The organism is Pseudomonas sp. (assembly GCF_050739775.1).
Taxonomy (GTDB): Bacteria; Pseudomonadota; Gammaproteobacteria; order Pseudomonadales; family Pseudomonadaceae; genus Aquipseudomonas.
Map to the genome: position 1 here is coordinate 14164 of NZ_JBOICA010000020.1, position 11500 is coordinate 25663.

General features: G+C 61.2%; 11 protein-coding genes and 1 pseudogene. 8 read left to right on the forward strand and 4 right to left on the reverse strand.

Features of this window, described 5'->3' with window-relative positions:
• Positions 1–7: 7 nt before the first annotated feature.
• Entirely contained in the window at positions 8–1312 is a 1305-nt protein-coding gene (locus ACRESH_RS12290; RefSeq protein WP_431742251.1) for an NAD(P)/FAD-dependent oxidoreductase, read from the reverse strand.
• A 115-nt stretch (positions 1313–1427) separates the two neighbouring features.
• Here ACRESH_RS12290 and ACRESH_RS12295 point away from each other — a divergent pair, with 115 nt between their 5' ends.
• Positions 1428–1781, forward strand: coding sequence for a YkgJ family cysteine cluster protein (locus ACRESH_RS12295; protein ID WP_431742252.1), 354 nt, complete (start codon positions 1428–1430; stop codon positions 1779–1781).
• A gap of 3 nt (positions 1782–1784) precedes the next feature.
• Here the strand turns inward: ACRESH_RS12295 and ACRESH_RS12300 are convergent, their stop codons facing one another.
• On the reverse strand, positions 1785–2273 hold the full coding sequence (locus tag ACRESH_RS12300) for an Lrp/AsnC ligand binding domain-containing protein (RefSeq protein WP_431742253.1): 489 nt from the start codon (positions 2271–2273) through the stop codon (positions 1785–1787).
• A gap of 156 nt (positions 2274–2429) precedes the next feature.
• Here ACRESH_RS12300 and dadA point away from each other — a divergent pair, with 156 nt between their 5' ends.
• The 6 genes and pseudogenes from dadA to ACRESH_RS12330 all read left to right on the forward strand — a co-directional run.
• Complete coding sequence (gene dadA / locus ACRESH_RS12305; protein WP_431742254.1) at positions 2430–3731, forward strand: D-amino acid dehydrogenase; 1302 nt, start codon at positions 2430–2432, stop codon at positions 3729–3731.
• Entirely contained in the window at positions 3703–4056 is a 354-nt protein-coding gene (locus ACRESH_RS12310; protein ID WP_431742255.1) for a RidA family protein, read from the forward strand. The genes dadA and ACRESH_RS12310 overlap by 29 nt, the downstream gene beginning before the upstream one ends.
• 94 nt (positions 4057–4150) lie before the next feature.
• Positions 4151–5224 (forward strand): alanine racemase, encoded by a 1074-nt coding sequence (gene alr / locus ACRESH_RS12315; RefSeq protein WP_431742256.1) that lies wholly within the window; start codon positions 4151–4153, stop codon positions 5222–5224.
• Positions 5225–5332: 108 nt separating this feature from the next.
• A complete protein-coding gene (locus tag ACRESH_RS12320) occupies positions 5333–5881 on the forward strand; it encodes a cupin domain-containing protein (RefSeq protein ID WP_028942437.1) in 549 nt (182 codons plus the stop codon).
• Between the two features lie 141 nt (positions 5882–6022).
• On the forward strand, positions 6023–6445 hold the full coding sequence (locus ACRESH_RS12325) for a c-type cytochrome (RefSeq protein ID WP_431742257.1): 423 nt from the start codon (positions 6023–6025) through the stop codon (positions 6443–6445).
• 162 nt (positions 6446–6607) lie between these two features.
• A pseudogene (locus ACRESH_RS12330) lies at positions 6608–6823 on the forward strand (acetyl-CoA hydrolase); the annotation flags it as partial.
• A gap of 95 nt (positions 6824–6918) precedes the next feature.
• On the opposite strand, the gene ACRESH_RS12335 reads toward ACRESH_RS12330, so the two are convergent.
• Together ACRESH_RS12335 and rep are read right to left on the reverse strand one after the other, a co-directional pair.
• Entirely contained in the window at positions 6919–7491 is a 573-nt protein-coding gene (locus ACRESH_RS12335) for a xanthine phosphoribosyltransferase (protein ID WP_431742258.1), read from the reverse strand.
• Positions 7492–7554: 63 nt separating this feature from the next.
• Complete coding sequence (gene rep, locus ACRESH_RS12340) at positions 7555–9564, reverse strand: DNA helicase Rep (RefSeq protein ID WP_431742259.1); 2010 nt, start codon at positions 9562–9564, stop codon at positions 7555–7557.
• Between the two features lie 264 nt (positions 9565–9828).
• Here rep and ACRESH_RS12345 point away from each other — a divergent pair, with 264 nt between their 5' ends.
• Positions 9829–11493 carry a putative bifunctional diguanylate cyclase/phosphodiesterase gene (locus ACRESH_RS12345; protein ID WP_431742260.1) on the forward strand — a complete coding sequence of 555 codons (1665 nt, stop codon included), beginning with the start codon at positions 9829–9831 and terminating at the stop codon, positions 11491–11493.
• The last annotated feature ends 7 nt before the right edge of the window (positions 11494–11500 follow it).

Here is an 11500-nt window from a genome sequence, read left to right on the forward strand (position 1 = left end):
AGCGGGCTCAGACCAGCTCTTTCAGTCGGTGCCAGAGCATGCCCAAAGCCAGCAGCGGTGAGCGCAAGTGCTTGCCGCCAGGGAAAGTAATGTGCGGTACCTTGGCAAACAGATCGAAACGCCCACTGTGCTGACCGCTGATGGCCTCACCCAGCAATTTGCCAGCCAGGTGAGTGGCGTTGACTCCGTGGCCGGAGTAGGCCTGGGCAAAGTACACATTCGGCTGGTCCGGCAGGCGGCCAATCTGCGGCAGGCGGTTGGCACCGATACCGATCATGCCGCCCCACTGGTAGTCGATGCGTACGTCGGCCAGTTGCGGGAACACTTTGAGCATCTTCGGCCGCATGTAAGCAGCGATATCCTGCGGGTCGCGTCCGGAATAATGGCAGGCGCCACCGAACAGCAGCCTACGATCAGCGGACAGACGGTAGTAATCCAGGGCTACACGCTGGTCGCATACCGCCATGTTCTGAGGCAGCAGTTCCCGCGCCAGTGCTTCGCTCAAGGGTTCGGTGGCGATGATGTAGCTGCCGGCGGGCAGCACCTTGCCACCCAGTTCGGCATTCAAGTCATTCAGGTAGGCGTTGCAGCCAAGTACCAGGGTGCTGGCTTGCACCGAGCCCTGGGTAGTATGCACCCGCACCTGTGAGCCATAGTCGATGCGGGTGACCGCCGATTGTTCGAACAGGCGAACCCCCAGCTTGTTGGCTACGGCGGCCTCACCCAAGGCCAGGTTCAGTGGGTGCAGATGCCCCGAGCCCATGTCGATCAGGCCGCCGACATAGCGGTCCGAACCGACCACCGTGCGCATTTGCTCAGGTTGCACCAGGCGCAGTTCATGGCGGTAGCCCAGGCTGCGCAGTTCCTCGGCATCCTCGGCAAAGCCTTGCAGGTCCCGCGGCTTGTTGGCCAGGTCGCAGTAGCCCCAGGTCAGGTCGCAATTGATCGAGTGACGTTCGATGCGCTGGCGGACGATGTCCACCGCTTCCAGGCCCATCAGTTTTAGCTCGCGCACACCGTCGCTGCCCAACACCGAGGTGAACTGATCAAGGCCGTGGCCGACGCCGCGAATCAGCTGCCCGCCATTGCGCCCGCTGGCGCCCCAGCCGATCTTGCGGGCTTCGAGGAGCACCACATTGAGGCCACGCTCGGCCAGTTCGATCGCTGTGTTCAGCCCGGAAAAACCGCCGCCGACCACACAGACATCGCAGCTCAACTCCCCCTGCAACGGCGGATATTCCGGCTGCGGCAGGCTGCTGACGGCGTAGTAGGAAGCGACATGAGAAGCGGGTGGTTGAACAGGGACGCTCATGGATGAGTCCTGGCTTGAAGTGTTTGGAAAAATTGACGCAGGATAAGCTGCACTTTCGGCGCCGGGCAACCATGGGGCAAAATAGCGCCATTCCCTTTCTTCGCCGCAGGCCGCCATGAGTTGCAACAGCCACAAGATCCGTTTCCTGCGCGATCAGATCCCATCTTTCGAGTGCGTCCCCGGTTGCCATGACTGCTGCGGGCCGGTCACCACGTCCTCGGAAGAAATGGCCCGCCTGCCGCGCAAAAGCGCGGCCGAGCAGGAAACCGCCCTGGCCGAACTGAACTGTGTGCACCTGGGGCCTGACGGTTGCACGGTGTACGAAGAGCGGCCGCTGATCTGCCGGCTGTTCGGTACCACTGCACACTTGCCTTGCCCCAATGGTCGCGGCCCGGCCGAAATGATCGATCCCCAGGCCGAGAAGCTGGTGCACCAGTACATCGCCAGCACCCGTCAGGTGCTGGTCTGAGGCTCATTCCGGAATTGGCAGGTTGAGGCTCTCTTTGACCTCTTCCATGACAATGTAACTCTTCGATTCGCGTACGTGCGGCAACTTGAGCAGGATGTCGCCCAGCAGCTTGCGGTAAGAGGCCATCTCCGAGATCCGCGCCTTGACCAGGTAATCGAAGTCGCCCGAGACCAAGTGGCATTCCAGGACGTGGGGCAGTTTCAGCACTGCGCGGCGGAATTCTTCGAAGGTGTCGCCCGACTTGTAGTCCAGGCTGATCTCGACGAACACCAGCAGGCTGCCCTTGAGGTGCTGCGGGTTGAGCCGGGCGTTGTAGCCCATGATGATCCCTTCGCGTTCCAGGCGCCGGACCCGTTCGGTGCAGGGTGTGGTCGACAGGCCGACCTTTTCGCCCAGTTCAGTAAACGAGATGCGTCCATCTGCCTGCAGGATCCGCAGGATATTGCGGTCGATCTTGTCCAGTTCACGTTTGCTTTGGTGCTGGGTTCTCATAGTGGATGCCCCTCCGTAAAAGCCAACCTTGCCGAGAATTCTCGCCAAATATAGGCTTTTATATAGTGAAAAGCACTGGTCATACCTTCCTATACTGCGCCCATCTATGCCATTAACAACAAATGTCAGCAGTACGCTGCGTCGAGGGTAATCAACATGCGAGTTCTGGTACTTGGTAGCGGTGTGATCGGAACCGCCAGTGCCTACTATCTGGCACGGCAGGGTTTTGAAGTCGTCGTGGTCGACCGTCAACCGGCAGTCGCCATGGAAACCAGCTTTGCCAACGCCGGCCAGGTCTCGCCAGGCTACGCCTCACCCTGGGCCGCGCCGGGCGTGCCGCTCAAGGCCATCAAGTGGCTGCTCGAGCGCCATGCGCCTCTGGCGATCAAGGCCACCGCTGATATCGACCAATACCTGTGGATGGCGCAGATGCTGCGCAACTGCACCGCCAACCGCTATGCCGTGAACAAAGAGCGCATGGTCCGCCTGTCCGAGTACAGCCGCGACTGCCTCGACGAATTGCGTGCTGAAACCGGCATCGCCTACGAAGGCCGCACCCTGGGTACCACCCAGCTGTTCCGCACCCAGGCGCAACTGGACAACGCCGCCAAGGACATCGCTGTTCTCGAGCAGTCCGGCGTGCCGTATGAGGTTCTCGACCGCGAAGGCATCGCCCGCGTCGAGCCGGCCCTGGCCAACGTCACCGACATTCTGGCCGGCGCCCTGCGCCTGCCCAACGACCAGACCGGCGACTGCCAGCTGTTTACCACCCGCCTGGCGGAAATGGCGATCAAGCTCGGTGTCGAGTTCCGCTTCGGTCAGGACATCCAGCGCCTGGACTACGCCGGTGACCGCATCAATGGCGTATGGGTCGATGGCAAGCTGGAAACCGCCGACCGCTACGTGCTGGCGCTGGGCAGCTATTCGCCGCAGTTGCTCAAGCCGCTGGGCATCAAGGCCCCGGTCTATCCGCTCAAGGGTTACTCGCTGACCGTGCCGATCACCGATCCGGCCATGGCCCCGACCTCGACCATTCTTGACGAGACCTTTAAGGTCGCGATCACCCGTTTCGACAACCGCATCCGCGTTGGCGGCATGGCCGAGATCGCCGGTTTCGACCTGTCGCTGAACCCGCGTCGACGCGAAACCCTGGAGATGATCGTCAACGATCTTTATCCTCGCGGCGGCGACCTGAGCCAGGCCAGTTTCTGGACCGGCCTGCGTCCGACCACCCCGGACGGCACGCCGATCGTCGGTGCCACGCCGTTCCGTAACCTGTTCCTCAACACCGGTCACGGTACACTGGGCTGGACCATGGCCTGCGGTTCCGGTCGCTTGCTGGCCGATTTGATCGCACGCAAAAAACCACAGATCAGTGCCGAAGGCCTCGATATCTCTCGTTACGGAAAACACCAGGAGCCTGCAGAAAATGTCAGTCCAGCGCCAGCTCACCAATGAGCGCATGAGTCAGATCGTTACCCACAATGGCACCGTCTACCTGGCGGGCCAGGTGGGCGATGACATGAACGCCGGGATTGAGCAGCAGACCCGTGAAACCCTGGGCAACATCGAGCGTCTACTGGAACTGGCGGGCACCGACAAGAGCCGCGTGCTCTCGGTGACCATCTATCTGAAGGATATCGATGCGCACTTCCAGGGCATGAACAGTGTCTGGGACAAGTGGCTGCCAAAAGGTGTCGCGCCGGCTCGCGCTACCGTAGAAGCCAAATTGTGCGAACCGGAAATCCTTGTAGAACTGTCGGTAGTGGCTGCCCTGCCGTAATTGCAATCCCTCACCCGGTGCCGCTGGCGGCCCACAAGCTGCAATTGAGCACCGGGTTTTTACTTCTAACCAGACTGCCCAGAAGGCTGCCGTCATGCGTCCTGCCCGTGCCCTGATCGATCTTCAAGCCCTGCGTCACAACTATCAACTTGCCCGCGAACTGACCGGAGCCAAAGCCCTGGCCGTGATCAAGGCTGATGCCTATGGTCATGGCGCCGTGCGTTGCGCCTTGGCGCTCGAGCCGCAGGCCGATGGTTTTGCCGTGGCTTGCATCGAGGAGGCGCTGGAGTTGCGCGCGGCCGGGATCAAGGCACCGGTGTTGCTGCTCGAAGGCTTTTTCGAGGCCAACGAGTTGGAACTGATCGCCCAGCATGACTTGTGGTGCGTGGTGCATTCGCTGTGGCAACTGGAGGCTATCGAACAGGCGCGCATGAGCACGCCGATCACCGTCTGGCTCAAGCTCGACAGCGGCATGCACCGGGTAGGCTTGCACCCCAAGGATTATCAGGCGGCCTACCAGCGCCTGCTGGCCAGTGGCAAGGTCACCCGCATCGTGCTGATGAGCCACTTTGCCCGCGCCGACGAACTCGACAGCAGTGCAAGCAGTGACCAGGTCGCGGTGTTCCAGGCCGCTCGCCAGGGTTTGAGTGCCGAAGTCAGCCTGCGCAACTCACCTGCTGTCTTGGGTTGGCCGAACATTCCCAGCGACTGGGTGCGTCCGGGCATCATGCTCTACGGCGCCACCCCGTTCGAAGTGCCGCACGCCGAGGCGGCACGCCTGCAGCCGGTGATGACCCTGCAATCACGGGTCATCAGTGTTCGCGAACTGCCAGCCGGTGAGCCGGTGGGGTACGGGGCTAAATTCATCAGCCCGCGTCCGACCCGGGTCGGTGTGGTTGCCATGGGCTATGCCGACGGCTATCCGCGCCAGGCGCCGACCGGTACGCCGGTGATGGTAGCGGGCAAGCGCAGCCAATTGATCGGACGGGTGTCCATGGACATGCTCTGCATCGATCTGACCGACGTGCCTGAAGCGGGCATCGGCAGCCCGGTCGAGCTGTGGGGCAAAAATGTGCTGGCCAGCGATGTGGCACAGCAGGCGGGGATGATCCCGTACCAGATTTTCTGCAACCTCAAGCGCGTGCCGCTGGACTACATCGGCGATTGAGGTGGCAAAGCGGACAGGCTGCGGGTCGAAGTGTTGTAAATACTGAACGCTGTTGCGATGATAACGTTCAATTTCGACTCCACTCGTTCGTTTAGGAGGGCTCCAGCATTGGACGTCGGTGAACGACTGCAAGCCATTCGCAAGCTCAAGGGCCTGTCCCAGCGTGAACTCGCCAAACGCGCGGGCGTCACTAACAGCACGATCTCGATGATCGAGAAGAACAGCGTCAGCCCCTCAATCAGCTCGCTGCGCAAAGTGCTGGGCGGTATTCCGATGTCCATGGTCGAGTTCTTCTCCGAAGAACTGCAGCCGGAGAACCCCACACAAATCGTCTACAAGGCCCATGAGCTGATCGATATCTCCGACGGTGCGGTGACCATGAAGCTGGTCGGCAAGGCGCATCCGAGCCGGGCGATCGCTTTTCTCAACGAGGTCTACCCACCGGGTGCCGATACCGGTGAAGAGATGCTTACCCACGACGGTGAAGAGACCGGCATTCTCCTCGAAGGGCGCCTGGAACTGGTGGTCGGGCTGGAAACTTTTATCCTCGAAGCGGGCGACAGCTACTATTTTGAAAGTACCAAGCCGCACCGTTTCCGTAATCCATACGATGAGCCGGCTCGGCTGATCAGCGCGGCGACCCCGGCCAACTTCTAAGGCGTACGGCGCGCGGCGGATTGTCGCGGCTAAGACCCTTTGGACACTAGGGTTGTTTCGGTATGGCAGGGTTCCCGTTATACTTGCGCCGCCTGCGAAACCGTGGCCGCGGGCGCGACTAGCCACCATGAGGGTGTACGTGTGAATCTAATCAAGAAAATGCTGGCCGTACCAGCTGCCGTATTGGCCCTTTGGGCAGTCAGCGCACAAGCTGCGACCAACGACGACATCGCCAAGCGACTGGAACCGGTCGGCCAGGTGTGTGTACAAGGTCAGGAATGCAAGGGAATGGAAGTGGCTGCCTCCGCGGGCGGCGGCGGAGCCAAGACCCCGGATGAAATCATCGCCAAGCACTGCAACGCTTGCCACGGCACTGGCCTGCTCGGCGCGCCGAAGATCGGTGACACTGCCGCCTGGAAACAGCGTGCCGACCACCAGGGTGGCCTGGACGGTATCCTCGCCAAGGCCATCACCGGGCTCAACGCCATGCCGCCTAAAGGCACCTGCGCGGACTGCTCGGATGACGACCTGATGGGTGCCATCAAGAAGATGTCCGGCCTGTAAGCCTGCGCTTCTCCAACAAAGCCCGCCATGTGCGGGCTTTGTTGTTTTTGGGCCTCTGTGGGGGCTTGCCCCGCGATGCGATGTGACTGACAGCTCGCAATCGCGGGGCAAGCCCGCTTGTGTCTATGGCTGGAGGTAAGCTCTGAGGTGAGAGAGGTGGATGAGGAGCGCGATTTATTGCGGGCACTGAGCTGGCTCAAGAGCAAGTTCAAGTTGACTGAGGTGCTGGAGCTGGGCAAGGCAGCGCTGGACGCACCAGCGCCCGAGGCTTATCCACAACAGCTGGCGCGCATGGGGCTGGCGCAGCCGCAGGGGCTGAAGGAGGAGCTGTATCAGCGGCTGTTGCTGGCGGGGTTGCAGGCTACAGCGGGCACTTGAGGGCCAATCGCCGGCAAGGCCGGCTCCTACGGGTATGGTGTTCACCCTGAACCACTGTAGGAGTCCGGCCTTGCCGGCGATGAGACCGGTTCGGCTTACTCGATGAAGGTAACCACACCATCGGTCAGCGACTTGACCCGAGCCAGCGATTCAACGCGGTAGCCCTGGCTGTCCAGTTCGGCACGACCGCCCTGGAACGACTTCTCGATGACGATACCCAGGCCGGCAACGGTGGCACCCGCTTGCTTGATGATCGAGATCAGCGCCTGGGAGGCTTTGCCGTTGGCCAGGAAGTCGTCGATCACCAGCACGCGGTCGCTGCTGTTGAGGTGGCGTGGGGAGATCGCCACGGTGTTTTCGGTCTGCTTGGTGAAGGAGTACACCGAGGCGGTCAGCAGGTTCTCAGTCAGGGTCAGCGACTGGTGCTTACGCGCGAAAATCACCGGGACACCCAGCTTCAGGCCGGTCATCACCGCCGGGGCAATACCCGAGGCCTCGATGGTGACGATCTTGGTGACGCCAGAGTCGGCGTACAGCCGGGCGAACTCGTCGCCAATCAGTTGCATCAGCGCAGGGTCGATCTGATGGTTGAGAAACGCATCGACTTTGAGAACCTGATCGGAAAGCACAATGCCTTCTTCGCGAATCTTCTGGTGCAGTGCTTCCACTGTGGTATTTCCTCGATGTAGCAAGAGTGGCTACGGCAGTGCGCCGCAGCAAAGGTTGATTATCTAACGTTTGAGCATGGCGCGGATATCGGCCAGTGCATTATTGCCGCGCGCCGCCTTCACTTCGGTGGGTGCATCGTCCAGGCCTTCCCAGGCCAGGTCATCGTCGGGCAGCTCGTCAAGGAAGCGGCTCGGCGCGCAATCGATGATCTCGCCGTACTGCTTGCGCTTGGCCGCAAAGGTGAAGGCCAGGGTCTGGCGTGCGCGGGTAATGCCCACGTAGGCAAGGCGCCGTTCCTCTTCGATGGTGTCGGCTTCGATGCTGGAGCGGTGGGGAAGAATCTCTTCCTCCATGCCCATGATGAACACGTAGGGGAATTCCAGGCCCTTGGAGGCATGCAGGGTCATCATCTGCACGCCCTCGGCACCGTCTTCTTCTTCCTGCTGACGTTCGAGCATGTCACGCAGGACCAGCTTGCCGATGGCTTCCTCGATGGTCATGCCATCGTCTTCGTCCTTCTCCAGGGTGTTTTTCAACGCCTCGATCAGGAACCAGACGTTGCCCATGCGAAAGTCCGCGGCCTTGTCGCTGGAGCTGTTGGTGCGAATCCAGTTCTCGTAGTCGATGTCGGTGACCATGCCACGCAGGGCCGCAATCGGATCTTCCAGGGCAACCTGCTCGCGGACCTTGTCCATCCAGCGCTTGAAGCGCTGCAGACGGTCGGTGAAGCGGCTGTCCAAATGCTCGCCGAGGCCCAGCTCCTCGCTGGCGGCGTACATCGAGATCTTGCGCTCGGTGGCGTAGTTGCCGAGCTTTTCCAGGGTGGTCGAGCCGATTTCACGGCGCGGTACGTTGATCACGCGCAGGTAGGCGTTGTCGTCGTCCGGATTTACCAGCAGGCGGAAGTAAGCCATCAGGTCTTTCACTTCCTGGCGTCCGAAGAAGCTGTTGCCGCCGGACAGGCGGTACGGCACCTGATGGTGCTGCAGTTTCAGTTCGATCAGCTTGGCCTGGTAGTTGCCGCGGTACAGGATCGCGAAATCGCTGTAAGGCCGGTCGGTACGCAGGTGCAGGCTGAGGATTTCCATGGCCACCCGTTCGGCCTCGGACTCCTCGTTCTTGCAGCGGATCACTCGGATCTCGTCACCATGGCCCATCTCGCTCCACAGTTGCTTCTCGAACGCATGCGGGTTGTTCGAGATCAGCACGTTGGCGCAGCGCAGGATGCGGCTGGTGGAACGGTAGTTCTGCTCGAGCATCACCACCTTCAGTGATGGGTAGTCGTCTTTGAGCAGCATCAGGTTTTCCGGCCGCGCGCCACGCCAGGCGTAGATCGACTGGTCGTCGTCGCCGACCACGGTGAACTGGTTGCGCGTGCCGATCAGCATTTTCACCAGCAAATACTGGCTGGCGTTGGTGTCCTGGTATTCGTCCACCAGCAGGTAGCGCACCTTGTTCTGCCATTTTTCCAGGATGTCGGCGTGTTCCTCGAACAGCTTCACCGGCAGCAGGATCAGGTCGTCGAAGTCCACCGCGTTGAACGCCTTGAGCGTGCGCTGGTAGTGGGCGTAGACGATGGCGGCGGTCTGCTCCTTGGGGTTGCGTGCCTTTTCCAGGGCCTCGGGCGGCAGGATCAGGTCGTTTTTCCAGGCGCCGATCATGTTCTTGATCTCGTCGACACCGTCGTCGCCCGAGTATTCCTTCTGCATGATGTCGGTCATCAGGGCCTTGACGTCGGTCTCGTCAAAGATCGAGAAGCCCGGCTTGTAGCCCAGCCGTTCATGCTCCTTGCGGATGATGTTCAGGCCCAGGTTGTGGAAGGTCGACACGGTCAGGCCGCGCCCCTCGCCTTTGCGCAGCAGGGTGCCGACCCGCTCTTTCATCTCCCGTGCGGCCTTGTTGGTGAAGGTCATGGCCACGATGTACTGCGCACGGATGCCGCAATTCTGGATCAGGTGCGCGATCTTGCGGGTGATCACGCTGGTTTTGCCGGAACCGGCACCGGCGAGCACCAAAAGAGGGCCGCCGACGTAGTTCACGGCTTCTTGTTGCCGGGGATTGAGTCGGGACATGACGAAAACCGGGGTCGCCTGAAAAATAGCCGCGCATTTTAGCAGGGGTGGAAAGATTCTGCCGCGACCGTCTGACAGTGTGACGTAGCACGCGATCTAAATTTGCCGCTTTTGATACTTTCCCGCAGGATGCGTGGCGCAACCTGCGGGATGTCGGCAATGGAATGGCCCGACTTCAAGTGAAAATCATTTTCACTAATGGTTTAGGATGAGCCTCTCGCTGCCCATTGTCATTTGACTGTGTCCACGTCCTAAGGAGCCAGCTTGTCTACGCCTGTCGAACCCTTGCGTTTGCTCTTGCTGGCTGACGAGCCCGAATGGGCTGCTGTCTTGCGTGACTGCCTGATGCCGCTGGCGGGCAGTGCGGTGATGTTGACCGCACCGAACTGGGAAGCTGTCGACAGCCTGTTTGCCAATGATCGCAACGCATTGGTGCTGGCCACTCCACAGCTGCAGCCGGCGCCCGGGCGATGCATTTTGCCGATGGTGTTGTTGCTTGAGCATGAGCCGCAGGTGCCCCCGCCAGGCGTCAGCGACTGGCTGGTACTTGACCAGCTCGGCCCCGATACCTTGCGCCGCAGCCTGCGCCATGTGCGTGAGCGCGGTGTGCTGGAGGCCACCCTGCAGCGCCTGGCCGAACAGGATCCGCTGACCGGCATCGCCAACCGCCAGGGCTTCCAGACCCTGCTGGCCGCACGCCTGGCCGACAACGAAGGGCGTGGGGTAGCCCTTGGTCACCTGGACCTGGACAACTTTCGCCGTGCCAACGACGCGCTTGGCCATCAGGCCGGTGATCGCTTGATCCTGCAAGTGGTCGGGCGCCTGAAAAGCCAGCTTGAAGCCGGCGATCAGGTGGCCCGTCTGGGCAGCGATGAGTTTGCCCTGCTGATCGACACGCGCCGTGAGCCACAACGCGCCGAATGGATGGCCGAACGTATTACCGAGGCCCTGGCCGAACCCTACTGGATCGACGGCGAGAGCCTGTTGCTTGGCTGCAGCCTGGGCGTTGCCCATGCCCGCGCCCAAGGCGGTGCGGACCCGCTGATGTGGCACGCGCACATTGCCATGCAACAGGCTAAGGGCATCCAAGGCTGCACCTTTCATGTCTTCAACGAACGGATCAACCGCAACGCGCGCAGCCTCGCCGATCTGGAAAGCGAGCTACGCCGCGCCCTGCGTCGCGACGAGCTGGAGTTGCACTACCAGCCACGGCTGAACATGGCCGATGGGCACATTGTCGGTCTGGAGGCGCTGGTGCGCTGGCGTCACGCCGAACGTGGATTGTTGCCGCCCAGCGAATTCGTTCCCCTGGCCGAGCAGAGCGGGCTGATCGTGCCCTTGGGTTACTGGGTAATTTCCCGGGCCTTGCGCGATATGCAGGCGTTACGTGAACAGGGTCTGGCGCCACTGCACATGGCGGTGAACCTGTCGTTTCGCCAGTTTCAGGACAGTCAGTTGCTGGCCACCTTGAGCCGGCTGATTATCGAGCATGGCGTCGATGCGCGTTGGTTGGAGTTCGAGCTCACCGAAACGGCGGTGATGCGCCGCAACGACCTGGTCGAGCAGACCATGGACGCCCTTGGCCGTCTGGGTGTGCGCTTTTCCCTCGATGACTTTGGCACCGGCTTTTCGTCCTTTGTCCACCTCAACAGCCTGCCGATCACCTTGCTCAAGGTCGATCGCAGCTTTGTCGGCGGAATGGAGAAGCGTGAAGAGAACCGCAAGCTGGTTCACGCCATGATCAACCTGGCGCACAACCTCAACCTTGAGGTCGTGGCCGAAGGTGTGGAGACCCCGGAGCAGATGGACCTGTTGCGCAGCTTCAATTGCGACCAGGTGCAGGGTTTTCTGATCAGCCGGCCGTTGCCGATTGATGAGTTGATGGAATTTTTGCTGTGTGGTTCGGCGCAGCAGTCAATGGCCTTGTAACACCTGT